Consider the following 25008-nt stretch of genomic DNA (forward strand, 5'->3'; position numbering starts at 1 on the left):
CTACCCTAGTCGCGAACCCTGCACACGGTCTGTTGTCTGTTGCCCCATGCGTAAACTTCTAGCGTTCACCGTCTCCATGGCCCTGGTTGCCGCCGTCGCCGCGTATCTGGTCTGGACCCAGGAGCGCCCTGTGGCGCATTACCTGTCGGACCTGCGTATCACCCTCGCCGTCAACGAAGGCGAGCCCGCCGACCGTGGCAATCTGCTGGGCATCCAGCCCGAGCTGTATCCGGCCGATTACCAGAGCCTGGAACGCCTGCACTTGAAACTCTCGGCCTACCTGCAAAAGGCCCGCGACCAAGGTTTGATCAACCCCAAGACCGTCGTCGTGCTGCCGGAACATATCGGCACCTGGTTGATGCTCAGCGGCGAAAAGAACGAGCTGTACCAGGCCACCCACCTCAAGGACGCCATGAATTGGCTGTCGGCCAGCAACCCGTTGCAGTTTGCCCGCGCCTGGATCAGTGCCAAAGGCGATAACCGCATGGACGACGCCTACCTGCGCATGAAGGCGCCAGCCATGGCCCGTGACTATCAAGTGCTGTTCGGCGGCCTGGCCAAAGAATTCGGCGTGACCCTGGTGGCCGGCTCCATTGCGTTGCCGAACCCCAGTGTCAGCCAGGGCCAACTGCACATCGGCCACGGTGCGCTGTACAACGCCAGCGTGGTGTTTGCGGCGGATGGCCTGCCCATCGGCGACCCACAACGCCAGCTTTACCCGATTTACGATGAGCGCGGGTTTATTGCACCGGGTGACGAAAATATCGTCAGCGTGGTCGACACGCCGGCCGGGCGCCTGGGCATCCTGATCGGCAGCGACAGCTGGTACCCGGACAACTACCGCAAGCTTAACGAGCAAGGTGCGCAACTGGTGGCCGTGCCGGCCTTCGTCACCGGCCGCGATACCTGGGACCGCCCATGGCGCGGTTTTAAAAGCGTGTCCACGCCGCCCGAAATCAGCCTCAAGCCCGAAGAACTCAGCGAAGGCGAAGCCTGGCGCCGCCTCACCCTGATCAGCCAACAGCCGATCAGTCAGGCCAGCGCCGGCATGAGTGTGTTCCTGCGTGGGCAGTTCTGGGACTTGGGCACCGCCGGGCACAGCTTCCTCAGCAACAACGGGCACGTCACCGCAGGCAATGACGCTCGCGGCGCGCGCCTGCTGAATATCTGGCTGTAACGCCGTGAAGCCGGTGCGCCTTGGGGATTTGTCGGTGGGCTTTGTGCAGTCCCTGGCCGACGCCGTCCACAGCCATGGCCTGGACCCGCAACCGCTGCTGCTGCAATACGGCCTGGACCCGGCGCGCCTTGCCGAAGCCGGGGCGCGGCTGTCGATCCCGCGCTATATGCGCCTGGGGCACGCCGCCATCCAGCTGACCGGCGACCCCGGCCTGGGCTTGCGCATGGGGCAATTGAGCCGTCTGAGCCAGGCGGGATTGGCCGGCGTCACCGCCGCACAGGCGCCGAACGTACGCGAAGCGGCGCGGGCACTGACGCGGTTTGAAGCGCTGTACGGCTCCAACTATCGCGGGCAGTCGAGCTTTCATGAGGACGCCGAAGGCGCCTGGCTGCGCTTCTATTCCATCAGCCCGTACAACACCTACAACCGCTTTGTGGTGGACTCGATTATCGCCGGCTGGTTGCAGCAATTGTCGAGCCTGGCCCAACAACCGGTGCAGGCGCAGCGCATCGACATCGAGTTTGAAGCCCCGGAGTACAGCGAACAGTACAGCGTGCTGGGTGACAGCCCGGTGCATTTCGGTGCCGACGCCAACCAGTTGCGCCTCAACCAGCCAACCCTGGGCCTGCGTAACCCGCAGCATTGCCCCAGCACCTGGCAGTTGCTGTTGAAATTATGTGAACAGGAGTTGGAGCAGCTCACCCGCACCCGCAGCCTGCGCGAGCGCATTACAAGGTTGCTCGGGCCGATGCTTAATGGTGGCCGGGAACCCGACCTGGAAGAAGTGGCGGCACGCTTGAAGCTGCCAACCTGGACACTGCGGCGCAAACTGGCCGACGAAGGCACGCAGTTTCGCGCAATTCTCAACGATACCCGCCGCGATCTGGCCATGACCTACATTCGCGACACGGAACTGGCGTTCGGCGAGATCGCCTACTTGCTCGGTTTTGCCTCAGCCCAAGCCTTTCAACGGGCTTTCAGGCGGTGGAACAACCAGACCCCAGGGGAATTTCGCCGCAGTCAGCGGCATTCCGCCTGAAGTCGGTGTTACAGCTCGGTGGCGTCATCGGCCGGATCCAGCGGATCCAGTTCAAACGCGTGGTACTCCAGCAGTTCTTCCTGGTATTCGTCCATGGTGGACTCCTTGTTGGTTAAAAGCGGTTGCAAATAAATGACCTGCACACCCAGCCTAAAGTGCCGTGATGACGAAAAAATGTCGGCGCCATGACGTTCCTGCACTTCAAGATAAAACGTAGCAGGGTTGAGTCGATTTAGCATTTCGGGTGCGAGGTGCGATTGCAATCATTGCATTTGCAATCAATAACAGATTTCCATTAGGGTACGAGCCTTCGTAGCAAGGAGCCTCGACCATGCCTGTCTCTACCGCCCAAGCCGCGCAGCGCTGTATCGATGCGCTGAGCAGTGCCGCGCCGCCGCCCGGCTCGCCGCTGTACACGGTCATGAACATGGCCAATACCCTGGAGTTCAGCCGACAGGCCTGGGTGATTCGTGGCCAGTCACGCAGCCGCCGTGTGGGCAACTGGCCCAGTTGGTTTGCGCGCAATACCGGCGAAAAACCCATGCTGTACCTGCACCGTGCAGCATCGTCGGCGCAGTTATGTGGGCTGTCGCAGGCCGCCACGCAGCGCGGCATCCTCTGCAACGACGTCGAGAACCAGCCCTCTGCCTGGCCCAGAGGCGCGCAACCGTCGCTGCCATTGTGGCTGGCGACCAACCCGCACTGCACGCCCTATGACCCGTCGTCCGGCGAAGAAGCCCGGGCGATTGTGCTGGCCGGGATTCACGCGCTGTATGTCGACGGCAAGCCGGGGTTTTATTACCTCGCGCTGCATGATCAACAGCGCGCAGCGAGGCTGGATAAGCAGGATCGTGAAGACGCGCTCAAGGGCATGTACCCGCTCCAGCGTACTCACACTGGGGAGGTGCGCTTGCTGGGTGCGGGCCGAGCGCTCGAGGACGTGACCCACGCGGCGCAATTGCTCGAACAGGATTGGGGAGTAACGGCAAAGGTATGGAGCTGCCCAAGCTACACGCGGCTGGCCCGTGAGGCAGCGGCGGCCGAGCGCTGGAATCGCTTGCACCCGATGGCTGCCAGGCAAAGCTGCCATCTGCATGAGTGCCTGGCCGGGAGCACCGCGCCGGTGATTGCCGTGACCGGTTATCCGCAGGTGATTGTCGATCAGTTGGCGGCCTATGTGCCCGCGCGGTTTGTCGGGTTGGGGGCGGGGTCGGTGCAGGCGTCTGCGCCCAGTCGCTATTGGATTGTGGTGTGTGCGCTGCGGGCATTGGCCGATGAAGGCCGTATTGGTGTTGAGCAGGTCGAAGCGGCGATGCGTCGGTATCCACTGTGATGCATGGGCACACGGTCAAAATTGTGGGAGCTGGCTTGCTCGCGAAAGCGGTGGGTCAGTCAGCCTCTAGGTGTCTGACAGATCGCATTCGCGAGCAAGCCCGCTCCCACATTGGACCTCCAACGCCTATTAGATCTTGCGTCGGCTTCGGGTTTGCGCCCCGGCCTCCACCGCCAACCCCGCCGTGCGCTCCAAGGTATCGGCAAACAGCTGGCGCTGCTCAGGCTCGATTTGCGACAGGAACAGCTCATCCACCGTGCTTTCGTAGATTTTCCACATCTTTTTACGCAACACCCGGCCGGCCTCGGTGATCGAGGCAAACGCTGCGCGGCCGTCGCCGTCGGAGCGTGAACGCACTACCAGTCCGTCCTTTTCCAGGCGGTCTACCAGGCGTGTGAGGTTGTAGCGCTCAATCGCCAGCACATCGGCCAATTCGTGCATGCGCCGTGTGCCGTCGGGGCCGCTTTCCAAGCCCCACAACGCGTCATACCAGGCATAGGGCGGCAGGTCTGCTGCAGCCAGGCGGCGTTCGATTTCTCGGATGACCGTCCTGTGGGCCCTGACAAAACGGAACCATACATTGGGCTCTTTCGACGACATGCAACACCATCCGGGGAATTTCAAGAAGGTTGCAATAGTAGCTCATCCCGCGCTAGATTCAGTCATGTAGTTGCAATTGCAATTACATTCGCGCAACTCCCACAAGGAGCCCGCTGCTTGAAATCCGCCTACCCTGGAGCCTCACATGACCCCCAATAACGCAGTAAGACTGGACGACGATCCACAGGAAACCCGCGAGTGGCTGGAGTCCATCGAATCGGTGCTGTCCACCGAAGGCCGCCCGCGTGCCCACTACCTGATTGATCAGTTGCTGGATTTCGACGTTGCGCGCCATGGTGACTTCTACGGGCGGGTGACCACGCCTTACGTCAACACCATCGCGGTTGACCGCCAATTGCCCTACCCCGGCAACCTGGCCATCGAGCGGCGCACCAATGCGTTTATTCGCTGGAATGCCATGGCGATGGTGCTGCGTGCGGGTAAACACTCGGGTGTTGGTGGGCATATTGCGACCTACGCGTCAGCGGCCGTGCTGTACGACGTAGGCTTCGACCACTTCTTCCGTGGCCGAACCGATACCTTCGACGGCGACCTGGTGTACATCCAGGGCCACTCTTCCCCGGGCATTTACGGCCGCGCCTACCTCGAAGGCCGCATCAGCGAAGCGCAGCTGGACAACTTCCGCCGCGAGGCCGGTGGCGAGGGCTTGTCCTCCTACCCGCACCCACGGCTGATGCCGGACTTCTGGCAGTTCCCGACAGTATCGATGGGCCTGGGCCCGATTACCGCCGCCTACCAGGCGCGCTTTATGCGCTACCTGGAGTTCCGTGCTCTCAAGCAACACCAAGGCCGCAAGGTCTGGGCATTCCTGGGCGACGGCGAAATGGACCAGCCGGAATCCCTGGCGGCCATCTCCCTGGCCGGCCGCGAGAAGCTCGACAACCTGATCTTTGTGGTCAACTGCAACCTGCAGCGCCTGGACGGCCCGGTGCGTGGCAATGCCAAGGTGATCCAGGAGTTCGAAAGCCTGTACCGCGCCGCCGGCTGGAATGTGATCAAGGTGATCTGGGGCGGCGGCTGGGATGCGCTGCTGGAAAAGGACCAGAGCGGCCTGTTGCGCCAACGCATGATGGAATGCGTGGACGGCGATTATCAGAACTACAAATCCCAGAACGGCGCCTATGTGCGCGAACACTTCTTCGGTAAATACCCGCAATTACTGGCACTGGTTGCCGACATGTCCGACGACGATATCTGGAAACTCTCACGCGGTGGCCACGACCCGGACAAGGTCTACAACGCCTACGCTGCTGCCGTGCGCCACAAGGGCCAACCGACGGTGATCCTGGCCAAAACCGTCAAGGGCTTTGGCATGGGCGAAGCGGGCGAAGGCCAGAACATCAATCACCAGTTGAAGAAGATGGGCGCTGATGCCGTAAAAGCCTTTCGCGACCGCTTCGGCCTGGAAGTGGCCGATGACCAGCTCGACGAAATCCCTTACCTCAAGCCCGCCGCCGACAGCGAAGAAGCCCGCTACTTCGCTGCCCGTCGCCAGGCGTTGGGCGGCTATGTGCCAGCACGACACACTGCGGTCGAAGCCTTGCAGATTCCTGAACTGAGCGCGTTTGCCACCCAACTCAAAGACACCGGCGAGCGTGCCATCTCCACCACCATGGCGTTTGTGCGCATCCTCGGCACCCTGCTCAAAGACCCGCACCTGGGCAAGCTGATCGTACCCATCGTGCCGGACGAGTCGCGCACCTTCGGCATGGAGAGCCTGTTCCGCCAGATCGGCATTCACTCCGCCGTCGGCCAGCTCTATACCCCACAAGACGCCGGGCAATTGAGCTACTACAAAGAGAGCAAAGACGGCCAGATCATGCAGGAAGGCCTGAATGAATCCGGGGCCATTTCTTCGTGGATTGCGGCGAGTACGTCCTACAGCAATCACGGCCTGATGACCGTGCCGTTCTACATTTTCTATTCGATGTTCGGTTTCCAGCGCGTCGGCGACCTGGCCTGGGCCGCCGGCGATGCCCGCGCTCGCGGCTTTCTGCTGGGCGCCACAGCTGGCCGCACCACGCTGATGGGCGAAGGCTTGCAGCATGACGACGGCCACAGCCACATCCTCGCGTCGGTGATCCCCTGCTGCGTCGCCTATGACCCGACCTTTGCCTACGAGCTGGCGGTGATCATTCGCGAAGGCATGCGGCGCATGTACGTCGAACAGGAGGACATTTACTACTACATCACCCTGCTCAACGAAAACTACCCGCACCCGGCCATGCCCGAAGGCGTGGAAGACGCGATTCTCAAAGGCTTGTATCCGCTGAGCACGCATCCGCAGGCGCAGGTGCAATTGATGGGCAGCGGCTCGATCCTGCGCGAGGTGATTGCCGCAGCGCACCTGCTCGACAAGGACTTTGGCGTGGCCAGTAATGTCTGGAGCGCCACCAGCCTGACCGAATTGCGCCGTGACGGGCACGCGGTGGAGCGCTGGAACCTGCTGCATCCACAGGATGAACCGCGCGCGAGCTACGTGGAAACCAGCCTGGCCGGACACAGCGGGCCGGTGGTGGTGGCGACGGACTATATGAAGTTATTCGCCGACCAGATCCGCCCGTTTGTACACGGCCGCCGTTTTGTGGCGCTGGGGACCGACGGCTTTGGGCAATCGGACACCCGCGAAACCCTGCGCGAATTCTTTGAGGTGGACCGCCACTTCATCGTGCTGGCGGCGCTGAAGGCGCTGGCCGATGACGGCGTGATCGGGCGTGACAAGGTGAGCGAGGCCATCAGCCGCTACGGGATCAACGTCGACAAGACGAACCCCGTAGCGGTCTGAGTTACTGGGTTGGCGTTGGCAGCGGTGGGATCGCCTCTGTCGGCGCCGGCAGGTTCGGGTTGGTCGGCGCAGGCGCTGGTTCCGCAGCCGGTGCAGGCGTTGGCGCAGTGGTCGGCGCAGGCTCGGCCTGTGGCGCAATCGGTGCCGCCTCTGGCGGCGGTGCCAGCGGTTCCGACACGGCGGGCGCTCCCGGTGCGTCCTTGGGCGCGTCGACCTTATCGGCTGGCGCAGCCTTATCGGCTGGCGCAACCTTATCGGCAGGCGCAGGCTTATCGGCAGGCGCAGCCGCTTTCGGCTCCGGCACGCCCAACTCAGCCTTGGGCTTCTCTGGAATATGCTCGGCCGCCTTCACTTCCTGGGGCAGGAACACATCCACCAGCGAGAAGTAGCGGTCGTAAAACTTCGGCGCCGTCACTGTCTCGCTGGCCACCTTGACCATCGAATCATCGGTGGAGCCAATCGGCATCGACACCGAGCCCAACACACCCACGCCGAGGCTGGCGGAGTTGTTGACCTTCTTCAGCGCGTAGCGGTCCTGCAAGGCGTTGGCGAACATGGTCGAATGCTTGGCGCCTTTGCCATCATCGGCACACACCACGTTGAAGCTGATTTGCAGATGGGTTTCGCCGGTTTGCTGGAAACTCTTGTTACCCACCACCAGCTTGGGGTCGCTGCTGGTGATGATGTAACCCTGGCTCAACAGCGCACGTCGCGCCGCTTCACAGGCCGCCACATCGCTGACCGGGTAATCACGGGAGAACGTGCCGGAGTCGTCGAAATTCTCATGTTCATAAATAGCGGTCTTGGGTGACGAGCAGCCCGCAGCGCCCGCCAGCACCAGCGCCAACCCGAGGCTACGCAAGTGAAATGATGTCGACATCGAAAATCCTGAGGAAAACAGTCAGGGCGCTATTGTGCAACAGAACGCAGGGTTGGCGCGCACATTCCTGTCGGTAAAACGTCACAGCGTTATTACACCGCCTGCGCAGGGAAAAGCCCGGCACACATATGGTCGATAAACACCCGCAGCTTGGCCGAGGCGAAGCGACTCGAGGGCCACAGCATCCAGAAACTGCCACGGTGGACCAGATGCTCATCCAGCACCCGTTGCAGACGCCCCTGGCGCACCGCCTCCTTGACCATGAAGTCCGGCAGGCACGCGATGCCCAACCCTTCGTGCACCACATAGTTGAGGGACTCGATGGTGGTGCTGACCAGCGGCGCACGCAGCACCGGCTCCGCCACGCCCGGCACAGGGCGCAGTGGCCAGGGCTCCAGCTTGCCAATGGCGCAGAACTTGTGGCGCAGGCAGGCATGGCCGCTCAAATCCTGCGGCTGTTGCGGCGTGCCATGCTGGGCCAGGTAACCCGGCGTGGCCACCAGGACCAGTTGGTAGTGGCCCAGATGACGCGCCATCAAGCGTGAATCTTCCGGCTTGCCGGTGCGAATCACCGCATCAAAACCCTCCTCGATCACGTCCACCATGCGGTCGGAGAAGTCCACATCCAGTTCGATGTCCGGGTAGGCGCGCATAAAGTCGCTGAGCACCGGCATCAACAGGCCACGCACTTGCGGCAAGCTGATGCGCAATGTTCCCCGGGGCGTGGCGCCGGCGTCGGTCAATTCCTGCTCGGCCGCTTCCACCTCGGCCAGGATCCGTCGCGAGCGCTCCAGGAACAGCGCGCCTTCGCCGGTCAGGGTGACGCTGCGCGTGCTGCGATGAAACAATCGCACGCCCAGGCGTTCTTCCATGCGCGCGATGCTTTTGCCCACGGCCGAAGACGATACCCCCAGCACGCGGCCCGCAGCGGTAAAGCTGCGGGTTTCCGCAACCTGTACGAACACCGCAAGGCTACTCAGACTATCCATCGCCCACCTTTATCGATTGCGGACTTTGATGTCCGATAAGTTCGGAACCTTAGCCTGTTTTTCCGCAACCCACAGCCCCCTACTCTGCCTCCCTGACTTTTGCATGGAGACGGAACATGAGCGACTGCCCCTCGATTGCCAACCCGGACGTCACGACCGAAAAGGACGCACTGCCCCTCGGCGGCTTGCTGGCCTTGGCGTGTGCCGGGTTTATCACGATTCTGACCGAGGCCATGCCGGCCGGGCTGCTGCCGCAAATGAGCGAAGGGCTGCACGTTTCACAGGCGTTGGTCGGCCAACTGGTGACCCTGTATGCCCTCGGTTCACTGCTCGCGGCCATTCCCCTGACTTTATTGACCCAAGGCTGGCGGCGGCGTCCTTTGCTGCTGATTGCCATCGCCGGCTTTGCCCTGGTCAACAGCGTCACGGCACTCTCCACCCATTATGGGCTGACCCTGGTTGCGCGGTTTTTTGCCGGCGTATTCGCCGGGTTGCTTTGGGCGTTGCTGGCCGGGTATGCCAGCCGGATGGTGGCCCCGCGCCTGCAAGGCCGGGCGATTGCTGTGGCCATGCTCGGCGCACCGCTGGCGCTGTCGCTGGGCGTACCCGCCGGCACTTTCCTCGGCACCGCGGTGGGCTGGCGCCTGAGCTTTGCCATCATGACCGGGCTGACGCTGTTGCTGCTGGTGTGGGCACGCTGGCAACTGCCGGACTTCGCCGGGCAAGCGGCGCAAAAGCGCTTGGGTTTGCGCCAAGTGTTTAACCTGCCAGGCATTCGTCCGGTGCTGTGGGTGACGTTTACCTACGTACTGGCGCACAACATTCTGTACACCTATATCGCGCCACTGCTGGTGCCTGCCGGGTTAGTCGCGGACATCGACCGGATCTTGCTGGTGTTTGGTCTCGCGGCCTTGCTGAGCATCTGGCTGACGGGCGTGCTGATTGATCAACACTTGCAGCGCCTGCTGATCATCAGTTGCGTGATGTTCGCGCTATCGGCCCTGGCACTGGGCGTGTGGATGACCTCCACCCGTGCGGTGTATGCCAGCGTGGCGCTGTGGGGCCTGGCCTTTGGTGGCTTGCCGGCGCTGCTGCAGACGGCGTTGGCCAAGTCTGCCGGTGATTCGGCCGATGCCGCGCAATCGATGCTGGTGACGGTGTGGAACCTGGGAATTGCCGGCGGCGGCTTGGCGGGCGGCCTGTTGCTGCAAACATCCGGGGTTGGGTTGTTCCCCTGGGCGGTGGTCGGACTGGTGCTGCTGGCATTGGCGGCGACACGGCGCATCACGAGGACAAGCGCTGGATATAGGGTTAACTTTGAAACACCCTGAAACTTATTCGGAATTCACCTGGGTGATAAAACCGTTCATTTCACTGCGCCGCCGTTTTACCTCACTGCGCTGGCGCACCCGGATCACCCTGTGGGCCGGCGCCACCATCGCCGGGCTGATGGTGGTGATGTTTGCGCGCCTGGGCTTTCTGGCGGCCGTGACCCAATCGCCGATCACCTCGGCGATCATCGTGATGGAGATGATCGACAGCCACGGGATGGTGATCAGCCTGATGGCGGTGGCGCTGATTGCCAAGGCCGTCAGTTCGCGAATTGGGGCCGGAGTTGTACCAGCAATTGGCGCGCGGCTTTCTGCACCCGCCGACAAAAAGCCCGCAACCCTGACAACATTGTTTACAACTTCTTCATCAACTTCCTATCATCGCCCTGGGTGCGTGACTGCATAGGGCACAACGCAGGTTAAAGCAAAGCATTGGTCGGGCCGCCAATGGAGACTTGTCGTGCCCAAAAAACACCCTGCCATCCCTCGTCCCCAGGCATTGACTGAGGGCGCACTGTCGGCCCTTGAGCGGTTTTCACGCATCGAGGCGGTCAGCGGCATCGTCCTGCTGCTGGCGGCCATTGCTGCGCTGATCTGGGCCAACAGCCCCGCCGCCGCGTCCTACGAACACTTCTGGAACACCCCGATCACCCTCGGGCTGGGCGACTTCAGTGTGTCGCGCTCACTGCACTTTCTGGTCAATGACGGCCTGATGACCATCTTCTTCCTGGTGGTTGGCGCCGAGATACGCCAGGAAATAAAGGACGGCGCACTCGCCAACCTGAAACTTGCAACCCTGCCGCTGGGCGCCGCACTGGGTGGCGTATTGATGCCCGCCATCCTCTACACCGCGCTCAATCATGGCACCGCCGCCGCGAGTGGCTGGGCCGTGCCCACCGCCACCGACATCGCCTTTGCTGTCGGCGTGCTGGCGCTGTTGGGCAAATCGATCCCCAGCGGTGTGCGTGTATTGCTGCTGGCACTGGCCATCATCGATGACATCGTGGCGATCCTGATCATTGCCGTGTTCTTCACTGCCAGCCTGGACTACATGGGCCTGGTGGTGGCCGCAGGTGGTTTGGCCATAGTGCTGGTATTCCAGCGGATGGGCATCAGCAAGGCGGCGATCTATCTGCTGCCGGGCGCGATTGTCTGGTTCGGCCTGCTCAAGACCGGCGTGCACCCGACCCTCGCCGGGGTGATCCTGGGCCTGATGACGCCGGTGAGTTCCAAACCGACCACCGAACGCCCACTGGACACCATCGGACGTACCTTCAACGAGCTGATGGATCGCCTTTCGCAACCGGCCGACGACGCGCACCAGGTCGCCAAGCCGCTCAAACAACTGCGCGAAGCCCAGCGCGAGCTGATGCCGCCAGTGCAGCGCGTGCAATCGGCGTTGCACCCGTGGGTCGCCTTCGGCGTGATGCCATTGTTCGCCCTGGCCAATGCCGGTGTGAGCCTACAGGGCTTGAACCTTGAGCACCCGCTGCCCCACGGCGTGTTCATGGGCGTGATCGTCGCCTTGGTGATCGGCAAGCCGTTGGGCGTGATGCTGGCGAGTGTCACGCTGGTCAAACTCAATATCTGCAAGCTGCCCGACGGTGTCACCTGGAGCGGTGTCGGCCTGGTCGGCCTGCTGGCGGGGATTGGTTTTACCATGTCGATCTTTATCTCGTCCCTGGCCTTCTCCGACCCCGAACTGTTGGCAGCGGCCAAACTGAGTGTGCTGACGGCGTCGACCGTGGCAGCGGTGATTGGGTTGAGCTGGGGCAAACTAAAGTTCTGAGCCAGCTCCCCGCGTCCCGCTTTCTGCACTTGCGTACGGGTGACACGCGTCACGGGATGCTTACCACGCAGCGCGTGGGAACGATCAGTTCTGAGCCACTCATTGCGCAAAAAAAAGCCCCCGGTCTTTCGGACCGGGGGCTTTTCTATTCAAACCAACATCAGAACTTCTTGATGTCAGCCTTGGTTTCCAACTGCTTGCGGTAGGCAGCAAAGTCCTGCTGGCCAATACGCGAGGCGAGGAAGCGGCGGTATTGCGCCTTTTCTTCGTCGGTAGGGGCTGCAGCTTCGTTGACGCCGTTCAAGCGCACGATCACCAGGCTACCGTCAGCCAGGGTCACGGTGGTGAAGGTCGGCTTGTCCTTGGCCGCAGGCTTAGGCATGCGGAACAGGGCTTGCAGCACGGCCGGCTCGATTGCCTCAGCATTACGGGTCGCCGCTTCAGTCACCTTCCAGGCCTGGCCGTCGATCGACTGGTTCAACGGAGTCTTGCCATCACGCAGGCTGGCGATCAACTCGTCGGCATGGGTTTTGGCAGCCGCGATGGCGCGCTCTTTGGTCATCTGGGTGCGGATCGCAGCCGACACGCTTTCCAGCGGCAGTTGCGTTGGCTTCAGATGCTCTTTGGCACGCAGCACGATGATGGTTTCCGGGTCCAGCTCGATAGCGCTGCTGTTGGCACCTTCATCCAGCACTTCCGGGCTGAACGCAGCAGTGACCACGGCACGGTTGGCCGCAACACCTTCGCCACCTTCACGGCCAAACGGCGCGGACGTATGCACGGTCAGCTTCAGGTCGGACGCCGGCTGAGCCAGGTCGGAGGCTTCGAATGCCGCGTCTTCCAATTGCTTGGTCGCCTCGACATAACGCTGCTCGACCTGCTGGGTCTTGAGTTCACGGGTCAGCTTGTCTTTCAGGCTGGCAAACGAGGGCACTTCTGGTGCTTCAACGCCCAACAGCTTGATCAAGTGCCAACCGAAGGTGGTACGCACCGGCGCCGACACCTGGTCCTTGTTCAAGGCATACAGGGCGGTTTCGAAGTCCGGGTCGTAGACGCCAGGGCCGGCAAAGCCCAAGTCACCGCCATTGTTGGCCGAACCTGGATCCTGGGAGAACTCCTTGGCCAGGGCTTCGAACTTCTCACCTTTGGCCAGGCGTGCCTGGATGTCTTCGATCTTGGCCTTGGCTTGCGCGTCGGTGGTCTTGTCGTTGACTTCAATCAGAATATGCGCGGCACGACGCTGTTCAGCGAGGTTGGCGGTTTCTTTCTGATAGGCCGCCTGCAGCTCTTCGTCCTTGACGGTGACCTGGTCGAAGAAGGACGACTTCTTCAGCTCCAGGTAATCGATGACCACTTGATCCGGGGTCATGAACTCTTTGGCGTGCTGGTCGTAGTAAGCCTTGACCTCATCGTCGGTAAGCTTCACCGCCGCAGGGTCGGTCTTGATCTTGACGGTGGCAAAATCGCGGGTCTGTTTTTCCAGACGGGCGAAAGCCAGCACTTCGGCGTCGGTGACAAAACCGCTGCCGGCGATGCCTGCGCGAACCTGGCCGATCAGCATTTCCTGGGTCAGCATCTGACGGAATTGCATACGGGTGTAGCCCAGCTGACGGATCACCTGGTCAAAGCGTTCGGCACTGAACTTGCCGTCCACCTGAAATTCCGGCGTCTGCAGGATCACTTGGTCCAGCGCAGCTTCAGAGAAGCCGAACTTGGAATCCGCGGCGCCTTGCAGCAACAGCTTGCGATCGATCAGGCCCTTCAGAGCCGCTTCGCGCAGCAGTTTTTCGTCCAGCAGCGAAGCATCGAAATCCTTGCCCAGCTGTTGCATCAGCTGGCGACGTTGCATATCGACGGCCTGGCCCAGTTCGGTCTGGGTGATTTCTTCACCGTTGACCTTGGCCACGTCCTGCTTGTTGTTACCCGAAGCCTGGAAAATGGCCTCGATACCGGTGAACGCCATCAATGCGACGATGATCCCGATAATGGTCTTGGCAATCCAGCCTTGTGAATTGTCCCTGATATTTTGCAGCATGCGTCCCCCAGAAACGGTTGATCTTCAAAAATTAGGCAACCGTGGAGCGTGGGTAGAGTCCGGATAGAAGAAAGGCGCATCCGAGGATGCGCCTTCTCGTAACTGGCGGAGCGGACGGGGTTTTGAACCACACCCCAGGCCCTGGCGACCCGATGGATACGTGGGTCAGCTGCCGCTCCGCTGCCAGGTCAGACCTGCGTCTGACCCGGGTAGGCAAGGCTTGAACGAAGCTTAGTTAACCGCTTCTTTCAGGGCTTTACCGGCTTTGAAACCTGGTTTTTTGGCAGCAGCGATTTGCAGTGCTTTGCCAGTCTGTGGGTTACGGCCAGTGCGAGCTGGGCGGTCAGTCACAGAGAAAGTACCGAAGCCTACCAGTACCACGGAGTCGCCGGCCTTCAGAGCGCCAGTGACGGATTCGATTACTGCGTCCAGCGCACGGCCAGCAGCAGCTTTCGGGATATCAGCGGATGCGGCGATAGCATCAATCAGTTCCGACTTGTTCACTCTAAGTCCCCTTATATATCTATTGAGTATGATTCTAAGTTTTTTGGTGAAAGCAAAAACCAGTGCTGAATGGCCTACAGACACTTAAGAGCCGCTTTATAACAAGGGCTCTAAAAAGCTGTCAAGGAAGCCCCCAGGCTTAATCGCATTAATGCGTGCTAATTCTTTCCTTGGAATCGGACTCGCGTTTTTCGTCCTTTGCGACAATCTCCGGAGCCACATCCGGCAAGGGCTCCGGCGCGTATTGCAGCGCAATTTGCAGGACCTCGTCAATCCATTTAACCGGTTTAATCTGAAGATCCTGCTTGATATTGTCAGGAATTTCCTTCAAGTCGCGAACATTCTCTTCCGGAATGATCACGGTCTTGATACCACCCCGATGTGCAGCGAGCAATTTCTCTTTCAGACCACCGATGGCCAATACCTGACCACGCAGGGTAATTTCCCCGGTCATCGCCACATCGGCACGCACAGGAATGCCAGTCAGTGCCGACACCAGTGCCGTGCACATGCCTACACCCGCGCTAGGGCCGTCTTTGGGGGTCGCCCCTTCCGGCATGTGGATGTGGGTGTCGTGCTTCTCGTGGAAGTCCAGGGGGATCCCCAGGCTCTTGGCGCGGCTGCGCACCACGGTCTGCGCGGCGGTGATCGATTCGACCATCACATCACCCAGCGAACCCGTCTTGATAAGCTGGCCTTTGCCCGGGATCACCGCAGCTTCGATGGTCAGCAGTTCGCCGCCCACCTGGGTCCACGCCAGGCCCGTTACCTGCCCTACCTGATCCTGCTGCTCAGCCAGGCCGTAACGGAATTTCTTCACGCCCAGGAAGTGCTCCAGGGAATCGGCAACCACCTTCACCGAGAAGCGTTTTTCCAGCGAGTGTTCCTTGACCGCTTTACGGCAGATCTTCGCAATCTGACGCTCAAGGCCACGCACGCCGGCTTCGCGGGTGTAGTAACGCACGATGTCGCGGATCGCTTCGACGTCAAATTCGATCTCGCCTTTTTTCAGGCCATTGGCCGAAATCTGCTTGGGCGCGAGGTATTTGACGGCGATGTTGATCTTCTCGTCTTCGGTGTAACCCGGCAGACGAATCACCTCCATCCGGTCCAGCAGGGCTGGCGGGATGTTCATGGAGTTGGAGGTGCACAGGAACATTACGTCGGACAAGTCGTAGTCGACTTCCAGGTAATGGTCGTTGAAATTGTGGTTCTGCTCGGGGTCGAGCACTTCGAGCAACGCCGAGGCCGGATCGCCACGCATGTCGCTGCCCATTTTGTCGATTTCATCGAGCAGGAACAGCGGGTTGCGCACACCCACCTTTGTCATTTTTTGAATCAATCTTCCCGGCATCGAACCGATGTAAGTACGGCGATGGCCACGAATTTCCGCTTCATCACGCACACCGCCAAGGGCCATGCGCACAAATTTACGGTTGGTGGCACTGGCAATCGACTCGGCCAGGGAGGTTTTACCTACACCCGGAGGCCCGACCAGGCACAACACCGGGCCACGAATTTTCTTCACGCGCTTTTGCACGGCGAGGTATTCGAGGATGCGTTCTTTGACTTCTTCGAGACCGTAGTGGTCGGCGTCAAGGATCTCTTCGGCACGGGCCAGGTCCAGGCGCACTTTGGTCTGAGCCTTCCACGGCACCTGCACCAGCCAGTCGATGTAGGAGCGCACCACGGTGGCTTCGGCCGACATTGGCGACATTTGCTTGAGCTTGTTCAGCTCAGCCATGGCCTTGGTCAGGGCGTCTTTAGGCAGGCCGGCGGCGTCGATGCGCTTTTTCAGCTCTTCGACTTCGTTGTGGCCTTCTTCGCTGTCGCCGAGCTCTTTCTGAATGGCCTTCATCTGCTCATTCAGGTAGTACTCGCGCTGGCTGCGCTCCATTTGTTTCTTCACGCGACCACGGATGCGCTTCTCAACCTGCAGCAGGTCGATTTCGCCATCCAGCAGCGCCAGCACGTGTTCGACACGGGCCGGCAGATCGATGATTTCGAGGATGTCCTGCTTCTGCTCGATCTTGAGCGCCATGTGCGCGGCCATGGTGTCGACCAGGCGGCTTGGCTCATCGATGCTGTTGAGGGAAGACAGCACTTCAGCCGGGACTTTCTTGCCCAGCTGCACATACTGCTCGAACTGCGAGAGCAGGCTGCGCACAAACACTTCGGATTCGCGCTCGGGGGCTTCGACTTCGTCGATCAGCGCCACTTCGGCGCGCAGATGACCGTCCACCTCCATGAAGCGCTCGACCGCACCACGCTGCTCGCCTTCGACCAGCACCTTGACGGTGCCATCGGGCAACTTGAGCAATTGCAGAACAGTCGCAACGGTGCCGACGCGATACAGGGCGTCTTCGCCTGGATCATCATCAGCAGGATTCTTCTGGGCCAACAGCAGGATTTGCTTGTCGCCCGTCATCGCAGCCTCGAGGGCTTCGATAGACTTCTCGCGCCCCACGAACAGCGGGATAACCATGTGCGGATAGACGACGACATCACGCAACGGCAGGAGAGGCAATTCAATGGTTGTCTTCATGATTTCGCCTCTATGACAGTTGAAAAATTAGCTTGAAACCAAGATGGGGGCTGTACGCAAAAAAAACAAGCTCAATGCCAGCAGTTAAACGCATGAATAAACGCGAATTTAACCGCAAAACACAAACCGCCCCGAAAAACCGCCACATAAAAAGAAAGGGCCTCGAAAGGCCCTTGCTTGTACTGCGACGGCTTGACGCTTACGCGTCAGGTGCAGCCTTGGCAGCCGGCTCACTGTTTTCGTAGATATACAGTGGCTTGGACTTGCCTTCGATAACGCTTTCGTCGATCACCACCTTGCTCACCTCGGATTGCGAGGGGATTTCGTACATGGTGTCGAGCAACACGCCTTCGAGGATCGAACGCAGGCCACGTGCACCGGTCTTGCGCTCCAGTGCCCGCTTGGCCACTGATTTGAGCGCGTCGGTACGGAACTCGAGGTCTACACCTTCCATCTCGAACAGCTTGGCGTATTGCTTGGTCAGGGCGTTTTTCGGCTCGGTGAGGATCTGAATCAGAGCAGCCTCATCCAGTTCGTCCAACGTGGCCAGGACCGGCAGACGGCCAACGAATTCCGGGATCAGACCGAACTTGACCAAATCGTCAGGCTCGACTTCACGCAGGGACTCGCCCACCTTCTTGCCTTCTTCCTTGCTGCGCACTTCTGCACCGAAACCAATGCCGCCACGGGTGGAACGTTGCTGAATAACCTTTTCCAGCCCCGAGAATGCACCGCCACAGATGAACAGGATGTTGCGCGTATCAACCTGAAGGAATTCCTGCTGCGGGTGCTTGCGGCCGCCTTGTGGCGGTACGGAAGCAACCGTGCCTTCGATCAGTTTCAACAGGGCTTGCTGCACGCCTTCACCGGAAACGTCCCGGGTGATCGACGGGTTGTCGGACTTGCGCGAAATCTTGTCGATTTCGTCGATGTAGACAATACCCATCTGGGCCTTCTCTACGTCGTAGTCGCACTTCTGCAGCAGCTTCTGAATGATGTTCTCGACATCTTCACCCACGTAGCCAGCCTCGGTGAGGGTGGTGGCGTCGGCGATGGTGAACGGAACGTTCAGCAGGCGAGCGAGGGTTTCTGCAAGCAGGGTTTTACCCGAACCTGTAGGACCAATCAGCAAGATGTTGCTCTTGCCGAGTTCGACTTCGTCGCCTTTCTTGTCACGCTGGTTCAAGCGCTTGTAGTGGTTGTACACCGCTACCGCCAAAACCTTTTTTGCACGCTCTTGACCAATCACATACTGGTCAAGGATGCCGCTGATTTCTTTAGGCGAAGGCAATTTATGCGCGCTGCTCTCGGCCTGGGCTTCCTGCACCTCCTCGCGGATGATGTCATTGCACAGGTCGACGCACTCGTCGCAGATAAACACCGAGGGGCCGGCAATCAATTTGCGCACTTCATGCTGGCTTTTGCCGCAGAAGGAGCAATAGAGCAGCTTGCCGTTGTCCTCGCCGTTGCGGGTGTCAGTCATTCGTTCGATCCAAATCCGATAGGCTTGCAACACAAGATGAAGGCTTATGCGGGCTTTTTCAAGCCCGCCGGTGGTCGGACATGCCGACCAGCCTTATTTTGAGGTGCTTATATTAAGCGGGGCGCTTTTCGATCACTGCGTCGATCAACCCGTATTCACGAGCAGCTTCAGCGCTCATGAAATTGTCGCGGTTGGTATCACGCTCGATTTCTTCCAGGGTGTGCCCGCTGTGTTTGGCCATCAGCGTGTTCAGACGCTCACGAATAAACAGGATTTCCTTGGCGTGGATTTCGATGTCCGATGCCTGGCCCTGGAAACCGCCCAACGGCTGGTGAATCATCACACGCGAGTTCGGCAGGCAGTAACGCTTGCCCTCGGCACCTGCGGTCAGCAGGAACGCGCCCATGCTGCAGGCCTGGCCGATGCACGTGGTCGACACGTTTGGCTTGATGAACTGCATGGTGTCGTAGATCGACATGCCTGCAGTGACCGAGCCGCCCGGGGAGTTGATGTAAAGATGGATGTCCTTGTCCGGGTTTTCCGCTTCAAGGAACAGCAGTTGCGCGCAGATCAGGTTGGCCATGTAGTCCTCTACCGGGCCGACCAGAAAAATCACTCGTTCCTTGAGCAGGCGCGAGTAGATGTCATAGGCGCGTTCGCCACGAGCAGATTGCTCGACAACCATCGGGACCAGGCCGCCAGCGGCCTGGATATCAGAGTTCTGCTGAATATAGGAATTACGGAACATGCTCTGCAGTTACTCCCAAATAGTCATGTCTTGAAAACGCATAAGCCAGCGCGAGGCTGGCTTATGGTTATATTTCGAACGAGTTGGACAATCAGTCGGCTTGTGCTGCTTCCGCCGGTTTGACTGCTTCTTCGTAAGAGACCGCTTTGTCGGTCACCTTAGCCTTCTGCAGAACAGTATCCACAACTTGTTCTTCCAGCACAACCGAACGTACTTCGTTCAGTTGCTGGTCGTTCTTGTAGTACCAAGCCACGACCTGCTCAGGCTCCTGGTAGGCCGAAGCCATTTCCTGGATCATTTCGCGAACGCGATCTTCGTCAGGCTTGAGGTCGAATTGCTTGACCACTTCAGCCACGACCAGACCCAGTACAACGCGGCGCTTGGCTTGCTCTTCGAACAGCTCGGCCGGCAGTTGGTCAGGCTTGATGTTGCCACCGAACTGCTGAACCGCTTGAACGCGCAGGCGATCCACTTCGTTGGACAGCAGGGCCTTGGGCACTTCGATCGGGTTGGCGGCCAGCAGACCATCCATTACCTGGTTCTTGACCTTGGACTTGATGGCCTGACGCAGTTCACGCTCCATGTTCTTGCGAACTTCGGTGCGGAATCCGTCGATGCCGGTTTCCTTGATACCGAACTGGGCGAAGAACTCTTCGTTCAGCTCAGGCAGCTTAGGCTCGGAAACGCTGTTGACGGTCACGGTGAACTCGGCGGCTTTGCCGGCCAGGTCCAGGTTCTGGTAGTCAGCCGGGAAAGTCAGGCTCAGAACGCGTTCTTCACCGGCCTTGGCGCCAACCAGGCCGTCTTCGAAACCCGGGATCATGCGGTTGGAACCCAGCACCAGCTGGGTGCCCTTGGCGGAGCCGCCAGCGAATGCTTCGCCGTCAACCTTGCCAACAAAATCGATGTTCAGCTGGTCTTCGTTCTGGGCGGCACGCTCGGCCACTTCGAAACGAGTGTTCTGCTTGCGCAGGATTTCCAGCATGTTGTCCAGGTCGGCATCCGCCACGTCAGCGCTCAGGCGCTCAACGGCGATGTCTTCGAAACCGGCAACGGTGAATTCCGGGAACACTTCGAATACGGCAACGTATTCCAGGTCTTTACCGGCTTCCAGGGATTTAGGCTCGATCGAAGGCGAACCCGCCGGGTTCAGCTTGTGCTCGACAACAGCTTCGTAGAAGGAAGCCTGGATCACGTCACCAACAGCTTCCTGACGCGCATCGGCACCAAAACGACGCTTGATTTCGCTCATTGGCACTTTGCCTGGACGGAAACCAGCGATCTTGGCCTTTTGGGCAGTCTGCTGCAGACGCTTGTTGACCGCAGTCTCAATACGCTCTGCCGGAACGGTGATGCTCAGGCGGCGCTCGATGGCAGTAGTATTTTCAACAGAAACTTGCATGGATATTCCTCGTTGCACAGACGTTAGCCGGCCGTTTCCGACCCCAGAATCAAGGGCATGCATTCTAGTGGGTCAAACTCAAGAAGTCACCCTACTGAAAACGGGTGGAAAAACAGCAGGCCATTTATAGGTTCAAGTGCACGCATGCACCTCATCCCGTTAGCAAATACAGCGCATCACGCCAGGGCTCTAGGCCAGCCCTTCTATATATAGAAGAGCCGGATGCACACCCCGACGAGCGACCCCGCAAGCAAGGTCGAAGGGTGTGGCGGCAGCATCGAGAAACACAAATACGATGAAACGCCCTACCCCGGAAACTCAAAACACTTAAACAAAAACGGCACAGCCCTTTTTCAGGTACTGCGCCGTTATTCGCTATTAAATAGCTGTACTGACCCTTATATAGCCGCGGATCAGTTCTACACGCTCAAAACCGGCAACGATTCTAACGCCAAGGCATTGAGAATGCTTGTTTTTTCTTGACGCCAATCAATGCCGCAGGCCTGGCACCGATCGATGGCGGCAAAAACCCGGCTGCGCGCCCGATGCAGCAGCGCCCGCGCGTTGCACAGACTGACGCCCAGCCACTCGGCAATCTCCTCAAGCTCGAGCCCTACAACAAATGCGCCTCATCAACGCATACGCGGCCGGGTATTTTTTGGACGCAAAAAAAAAAGCGCCAGATCATTGATCTGGCGCTTTTTAGAATATGGGGTGGACGAAGGGGATCGAACCCTCGACAACGGGAGTCACAATCCCGTGCTCTACCAACTGAGCTACGCCCACCATATTGCATCAACAAGGAACTCGAACACCTTCCTTGTCTGGCCTCACCCTGCCTGACGGCTGGATGACGCTTAATTGGTGCGGATGAAGAGACTCGAACTCTTACGCCTCGCGGCGCTGGAACCTAAATCCAGTGTGTCTACCAATTCCACCACATCCGCGCTTGAAGCTCTTAAAGCAAAGGCGCCAGACGATTAATCTGGCGCCTTTTAAATATGGGGTGGACGAAGGGGATCGAACCCTCGACAACGGGAGTCACAATCCCGTGCTCTACCAACTGAGCTACGCCCACCATCTAGCGCTACTTGTGCCAAAGCTGCCTAATGGCGCACCCGGCAGGACTCGAACCTGCGACCATCCGCTTAGAAGGCGGATGCTCTATCCAGCTGAGCTACGGGCGCCTTATTAATCTGTACTCGTTGAAGATTACAAACTAAGTGCTTCCAGCCTTGCAGAACAGCTCTATCTGCTCGACCTTCTTAACCAGTGCTAGGCTGTGCCCGACAAGTGCGACGAATAGTATAGACGGCCTTGATACCCGTCAAATCTTTTTTGAAAAAAACTGATTTTATTTAAGGGGTTAGGGCAATTTGCAGACCAAGCGCCTTTGCCCTCACGTCATGGCGTGCGAGAATGCGCGCACTTTTCTTCCCCCTCTCGATGGTTAATCACGCGTAATGACTGCACAACTTATCGACGGCAAATCAATCGCCGCCAGCCTGCGCCAGCAGATCGCCAAACGAGTCACCGAGCGCCGCCTGCAAGGCCTGCGCACGCCTGGCCTCGCGGTGATCCTGGTCGGCAGCGATCCTGCCTCTCAGGTTTATGTCTCGCACAAGCGTAAAGACTGTGAAGAGGTCGGCTTTATTTCCAAGGCCTACGACTTGCCTTCCGAGACCACCCAGCAGGCGCTTACCGACCTGATCGACGGCCTCAACGACGACCCGGCCATCGACGGCATCCTGCTGCAACTGCCGCTGCCCGAGCACCTGGACGCCTCCAGACTGCTGGAGCGCATCCGCCCGGACAAAGACGTCGACGGCTTCCACCCGTATAACGTCGGCCGCCTGGCCCAGCGTATTCCGCTGCTGCGCCCGTGCACCCCGAAGGGCATCATGACCCTGCTGGAAAGCACCGGCGTCGATCTGTACGGCCTCGATGCGGTAGTGGTCGGTGCCTCCAACATCGTCGGTCGCCCGATGGCCATGGAACTGCTGCTGGCCGGCTGCACCGTGACTGTGACCCACCGTTTCACCAAGGACCTCGCCGGCCACGTTGGCCGCGCCGACCTGGTGGTGGTTGCCGCCGGCAAGCCGGGCCTGGTCAAGGGCGAGTGGATCAAGGAAGGCGCCATCGTGATCGATGTGGGCATCAACCGTCAGGATGACGGCAAGCTGGTCGGCGACGTGGTGTACGAAACCGCCCTGCCCCGTGCCGGCTGGATCACCCCGGTACCCGGCGGTGTCGGCCCGATGACCCGTGCGTGCCTGCTGGAAAATACCCTGTACGCGGCAGAAACCCTGCACGACTAATAACCAGTGGTACTGAAAAAGCCCTGCCTTATCGCAGGGCTTTTTATTGCGCGGCTAAAAACCCTTTTTTTCTTAGTTTTTAAGTACTTTCGTCTGGTTCTAGAAGAACATTCGACAGTTCTTCGTCCATACTCCTAAAATGTAACGGCATTTATCAAAAAACCGTTTTCGAACGGCATTTTCCTTACTTTTTTAGCGAGTTCACCCGCGTGAAAATTCGTCTCTCTCTTGTCAGCCTATTGTTTGCATTTACAGGCACCTTCGCGCACGCCAGCGAAACCACAATCGCCCCGCGTGATACCTCCAAACTGCAGATCGCTTCCGGCAGCGCCATCCTGGTCGACCTGCAGACCAATAAAGTCATCTACGCCAGCAACCCCGACGTGGTGGTGCCGATTGCCTCCGTCAGCAAGCTGATGACCGGCCTGATCGTGCTCGAAGCCAAACAGAACATGGATGAGTACATCGACATCAACATCAAGGACACGCCAGAAATGAAAGGCGTGTTCTCCCGGGTGAAAATCGGCAGCGAAATGCCGCGCAAGGAAATGCTGCTGATTGCTTTGATGTCCTCGGAAAACCGCGCCGCCGCGAGCCTGGCTCACCACTACCCAGGCGGCTACCCGGCGTTTATTGCAGCGATGAACGCCAAGGCCAAGGCGCTGGGCATGACCAGCACGCACTACGTGGAACCTACCGGCCTGTCGATTCACAACGTGTCCACCGCCCGCGACCTGAGCAAACTGCTGGCCGCCGCGCGTAAATACCCGATGCTGAGCCAACTGAGCACCACCAAGGAAAAGACCGTGGCGTTCCGCAAGCCCAACTACACCTTGGGTTTCTCCAACACCGACCACCTGATCAACCGCGCCAACTGGGATATCAAGCTGACCAAGACCGGCTTCACCAACCAGGCCGGCCATTGCCTGGTGCTGGTGACCAGCATGGGCAACCGCCCGGTGTCGCTGGTGATCCTTGATGCGTTCGGCAAGTTCACCCATTTTGCCGACGCCACGCGTATCCGCAACTGGGTCGAGACTGGCCGCAGCGGTTCGGTGCCGGACGTGGCCTTGCGCTACAAGGCTGACAAGAACCTGAAGAGTCGCCCGAACGCGGCTGAAGTACGCCGCTAAATAATAATGTGGGAGCTGGCTTGTGTGGGAGCTGGCTTGTGTGGGAGCTGGCTTGCCTGCGACAGCATCAACGCGGTGTAACAGATAAACCGAGTTGCCTGCATCGCAGGCAAGCCAGCTCCCACAGGCTATAGCCTTACTCACAGGCCTTGGCCTTCAGTGCCTTTTACTTTCTCTCAGCCAACACCTTGAGCGCCTGCGCCGCCGCCTGTTCCTGCCCGGCCTGCGCCGTGGCATTGGCAGAATCTCTCCAGCGCTGCACATCCACATTCGCCGGCAACTGGCTCGGGCGCTGGGTCAAAATCGCCCAGTGCCCTGCGCTCTTCCACGCCGATTCAAAATCACTGAAGCTCATCAACAACCGCCGGTCCATGCCCGAACGCAGCAACACCGTGCTCTTCTGCTGGTTGAACCCCACCACAACCACATAACGCGTACCCGACCACATGCTCGGGTTGATCCGCGCCATCACCGGATAACCCGCCGCCACTTGCGCCAGCACGGCCGTCAACTGGCTGTCCAGCGGGTACACCATCAGCCCGTATTCACGCGCCAGCACCTGCATGTTGCGCTCAAGGTTCGCCTCGCCGCCCGGCAAGTGCAGCGGTTTGTCGAGTAAACCGGGTGTCATGACAATGCCTTGTTGCGACAGCATGCTGGCTAATGCTGAAGGACCGCTCTGATAGGCCTCGCTGCGATACGCCGGCACGCCCGTGAGTTCAACGCGCTCCGGCAACCCCGCCAGTTTCGACGGGTGCCCGGAACACGCCGCCAGCCCGAGGGCGCACGCCAGCAACAAGGAGGTTTTAACGTTCGAGCGTAAGCGCAATTTTTTACTCTCTTGATCAACGGCCGGTAAGGGTCCAGATCATAGCCCAATCGCATTCAGGGAGCAG

19 protein-coding genes, 4 tRNA genes and 1 pseudogene are annotated in these 25008 nt (G+C 59.6%); 10 read left to right on the plus strand and 14 right to left on the minus strand.

From position 1 onward, the window contains the following. Positions 1-46 precede the first annotated feature (46 nt). The 3 genes from PSH96_RS17885 (at position 47) to PSH96_RS17895 (ending at position 3549) form a co-directional block, all read left to right on the plus strand. Positions 47-1177, plus strand: a complete 1131-nt coding sequence (locus PSH96_RS17885) for a carbon-nitrogen hydrolase family protein (RefSeq protein ID WP_305454148.1) — start codon at positions 47-49, stop codon at positions 1175-1177. Positions 1178-1181: 4 nt separating this feature from the next. After that, positions 1182-2216: an AraC family transcriptional regulator gene (locus PSH96_RS17890; RefSeq protein ID WP_305454149.1), complete on the plus strand. Its 1035-nt coding sequence runs from the start codon at positions 1182-1184 to the stop codon at positions 2214-2216. Positions 2217-2547: 331 nt separating this feature from the next. Next, the gene (locus PSH96_RS17895; protein ID WP_305454150.1) at positions 2548-3549 is read left to right on the plus strand and encodes a pyruvate dehydrogenase; all 1002 of its coding nucleotides are present in this window, start codon (positions 2548-2550) and stop codon (positions 3547-3549) included. Between the two features lie 129 nt (positions 3550-3678). Here PSH96_RS17895 and PSH96_RS17900 read toward each other — a convergent pair whose 3' ends face one another. Next, on the minus strand, positions 3679-4149 hold the full coding sequence (locus PSH96_RS17900) for a MarR family winged helix-turn-helix transcriptional regulator (RefSeq protein WP_305454151.1): 471 nt from the start codon (positions 4147-4149) through the stop codon (positions 3679-3681). Positions 4150-4294: 145 nt separating this feature from the next. Here PSH96_RS17900 and aceE point away from each other — a divergent pair, with 145 nt between their 5' ends. After that, positions 4295-6955, plus strand: coding sequence for a pyruvate dehydrogenase (acetyl-transferring), homodimeric type (aceE, locus tag PSH96_RS17905; RefSeq protein WP_305454152.1), 2661 nt, complete (start codon positions 4295-4297; stop codon positions 6953-6955). 1 nt (position 6956) lies between these two features. Here the strand turns inward: aceE and PSH96_RS17910 are convergent, their stop codons facing one another. Continuing rightward, positions 6957-7835: a DUF2242 domain-containing protein gene (locus tag PSH96_RS17910; protein WP_305454153.1), complete on the minus strand. Its 879-nt coding sequence runs from the start codon at positions 7833-7835 to the stop codon at positions 6957-6959. 92 nt (positions 7836-7927) lie between these two features. After that, complete coding sequence (locus tag PSH96_RS17915) at positions 7928-8824, minus strand: LysR family transcriptional regulator (protein ID WP_305454154.1); 897 nt, start codon at positions 8822-8824, stop codon at positions 7928-7930. Between the two features lie 116 nt (positions 8825-8940). Here PSH96_RS17915 and PSH96_RS17920 point away from each other — a divergent pair, with 116 nt between their 5' ends. The 3 genes and pseudogenes from PSH96_RS17920 (at position 8941) to nhaA (ending at position 11944) form a co-directional block, all read left to right on the plus strand. Further along, on the plus strand, positions 8941-10155 hold the full coding sequence (locus tag PSH96_RS17920) for an MFS transporter (protein ID WP_305454155.1): 1215 nt from the start codon (positions 8941-8943) through the stop codon (positions 10153-10155). 139 nt (positions 10156-10294) lie between these two features. Then, positions 10295-10499 (plus strand): annotated as a pseudogene (locus PSH96_RS17925) (chloride channel protein); the annotation flags it as partial. A gap of 116 nt (positions 10500-10615) precedes the next feature. Then, complete coding sequence (nhaA, locus tag PSH96_RS17930) at positions 10616-11944, plus strand: Na+/H+ antiporter NhaA (protein WP_305454157.1); 1329 nt, start codon at positions 10616-10618, stop codon at positions 11942-11944. A 160-nt stretch (positions 11945-12104) separates the two neighbouring features. Here the strand turns inward: nhaA and PSH96_RS17935 are convergent, their stop codons facing one another. The 6 genes from PSH96_RS17935 to tig all read right to left on the minus strand — a co-directional run bounded on the left by PSH96_RS17935 (position 12105) and on the right by tig (position 20661). Further along, positions 12105-13979, minus strand: coding sequence for a SurA N-terminal domain-containing protein (locus PSH96_RS17935; protein WP_305454158.1), 1875 nt, complete (start codon positions 13977-13979; stop codon positions 12105-12107). A gap of 231 nt (positions 13980-14210) precedes the next feature. Continuing rightward, entirely contained in the window at positions 14211-14483 is a 273-nt protein-coding gene (locus PSH96_RS17940) for an HU family DNA-binding protein (protein ID WP_003174819.1), read from the minus strand. A gap of 148 nt (positions 14484-14631) precedes the next feature. Beyond that, positions 14632-17028 (minus strand): endopeptidase La, encoded by a 2397-nt coding sequence (gene lon / locus PSH96_RS17945; protein WP_017136465.1) that lies wholly within the window; start codon positions 17026-17028, stop codon positions 14632-14634. Between the two features lie 199 nt (positions 17029-17227). Continuing rightward, entirely contained in the window at positions 17228-18511 is a 1284-nt protein-coding gene (gene clpX, locus PSH96_RS17950; RefSeq protein WP_017136464.1) for an ATP-dependent Clp protease ATP-binding subunit ClpX, read from the minus strand. A 112-nt stretch (positions 18512-18623) separates the two neighbouring features. After that, a complete protein-coding gene (gene clpP / locus PSH96_RS17955; RefSeq protein ID WP_003174822.1) occupies positions 18624-19259 on the minus strand; it encodes an ATP-dependent Clp endopeptidase proteolytic subunit ClpP in 636 nt (211 codons plus the stop codon). A gap of 91 nt (positions 19260-19350) precedes the next feature. Beyond that, positions 19351-20661 carry a trigger factor gene (gene tig / locus PSH96_RS17960; protein ID WP_056861394.1) on the minus strand — a complete coding sequence of 437 codons (1311 nt, stop codon included), beginning with the start codon at positions 20659-20661 and terminating at the stop codon, positions 19351-19353. Positions 20662-20883: 222 nt separating this feature from the next. Here tig and PSH96_RS17965 point away from each other — a divergent pair, with 222 nt between their 5' ends. After that, entirely contained in the window at positions 20884-21144 is a 261-nt protein-coding gene (locus tag PSH96_RS17965; protein ID WP_305454159.1) for a hypothetical protein, read from the plus strand. A 227-nt stretch (positions 21145-21371) separates the two neighbouring features. Here PSH96_RS17965 and PSH96_RS17975 read toward each other — a convergent pair. The 4 genes from PSH96_RS17975 to PSH96_RS17990 all read right to left on the minus strand — a co-directional run bounded on the left by PSH96_RS17975 (position 21372) and on the right by PSH96_RS17990 (position 21848). Then, positions 21372-21447, minus strand: a tRNA-His gene (locus PSH96_RS17975). Positions 21448-21523: 76 nt separating this feature from the next. Further along, positions 21524-21608 (minus strand) — tRNA-Leu (locus PSH96_RS17980). A 55-nt stretch (positions 21609-21663) separates the two neighbouring features. Further along, positions 21664-21739: transfer RNA gene (locus tag PSH96_RS17985), tRNA-His, on the minus strand. 32 nt (positions 21740-21771) lie between these two features. Further along, positions 21772-21848, minus strand: a tRNA-Arg gene (locus PSH96_RS17990). 276 nt (positions 21849-22124) lie between these two features. On the opposite strand from PSH96_RS17990, the gene folD reads away from it, so the two are divergent. Together folD and pbpG are read left to right on the plus strand one after the other, a co-directional pair. Continuing rightward, positions 22125-22979 (plus strand): bifunctional methylenetetrahydrofolate dehydrogenase/methenyltetrahydrofolate cyclohydrolase FolD, encoded by an 855-nt coding sequence (gene folD / locus PSH96_RS17995; RefSeq protein ID WP_305454160.1) that lies wholly within the window; start codon positions 22125-22127, stop codon positions 22977-22979. A 209-nt stretch (positions 22980-23188) separates the two neighbouring features. Beyond that, positions 23189-24112 (plus strand): D-alanyl-D-alanine endopeptidase, encoded by a 924-nt coding sequence (pbpG, locus tag PSH96_RS18000; protein WP_065931109.1) that lies wholly within the window; start codon positions 23189-23191, stop codon positions 24110-24112. A gap of 166 nt (positions 24113-24278) precedes the next feature. On the opposite strand, the gene PSH96_RS18005 is transcribed toward pbpG, so the two are convergent. After that, on the minus strand, positions 24279-24941 hold the full coding sequence (locus tag PSH96_RS18005; RefSeq protein ID WP_069788300.1) for a peptidase C39 family protein: 663 nt from the start codon (positions 24939-24941) through the stop codon (positions 24279-24281). Between the last annotated feature and the right edge of the window lie 67 nt (positions 24942-25008).

The organism is Pseudomonas sp. FP2338 (assembly GCF_030687515.1).
Lineage (GTDB): Bacteria > Pseudomonadota > Gammaproteobacteria > Pseudomonadales > Pseudomonadaceae > Aquipseudomonas > Aquipseudomonas salomonii.

Excerpts from the sequence above, each read along its gene's own strand:
- PSH96_RS17965 (WP_305454159.1), top strand. The coding sequence starts at position 20,884 with ATGCACACCCCGACGAGCGACCCCGCAAGCAAGGTCGAAGGGTGTGGC.
- clpX (WP_017136464.1), bottom strand. The coding sequence starts at position 18,511 with ATGACTGACACCCGCAACGGCGAGGACAACGGCAAGCTGCTCTATTGC.
- clpP (WP_003174822.1), bottom strand. The coding sequence starts at position 19,259 with ATGTTCCGTAATTCCTATATTCAGCAGAACTCTGATATCCAGGCCGCT.
- lon (WP_017136465.1), bottom strand. The coding sequence starts at position 17,028 with ATGAAGACAACCATTGAATTGCCTCTCCTGCCGTTGCGTGATGTCGTC.
- PSH96_RS17910 (WP_305454153.1), bottom strand. The coding sequence starts at position 7,835 with ATGTCGACATCATTTCACTTGCGTAGCCTCGGGTTGGCGCTGGTGCTG.
- PSH96_RS17915 (WP_305454154.1), bottom strand. The coding sequence starts at position 8,824 with ATGGATAGTCTGAGTAGCCTTGCGGTGTTCGTACAGGTTGCGGAAACC.
- folD (WP_305454160.1), top strand. The coding sequence starts at position 22,125 with ATGACTGCACAACTTATCGACGGCAAATCAATCGCCGCCAGCCTGCGC.
- PSH96_RS17920 (WP_305454155.1), top strand. The coding sequence starts at position 8,941 with ATGAGCGACTGCCCCTCGATTGCCAACCCGGACGTCACGACCGAAAAG.
- PSH96_RS17935 (WP_305454158.1), bottom strand. The coding sequence starts at position 13,979 with ATGCTGCAAAATATCAGGGACAATTCACAAGGCTGGATTGCCAAGACC.
- PSH96_RS17895 (WP_305454150.1), top strand. The coding sequence starts at position 2,548 with ATGCCTGTCTCTACCGCCCAAGCCGCGCAGCGCTGTATCGATGCGCTG.
- aceE (WP_305454152.1), top strand. The coding sequence starts at position 4,295 with ATGACCCCCAATAACGCAGTAAGACTGGACGACGATCCACAGGAAACC.
- PSH96_RS17885 (WP_305454148.1), top strand. The coding sequence starts at position 47 with ATGCGTAAACTTCTAGCGTTCACCGTCTCCATGGCCCTGGTTGCCGCC.
- PSH96_RS17900 (WP_305454151.1), bottom strand. The coding sequence starts at position 4,149 with ATGTCGTCGAAAGAGCCCAATGTATGGTTCCGTTTTGTCAGGGCCCAC.
- tig (WP_056861394.1), bottom strand. The coding sequence starts at position 20,661 with ATGCAAGTTTCTGTTGAAAATACTACTGCCATCGAGCGCCGCCTGAGC.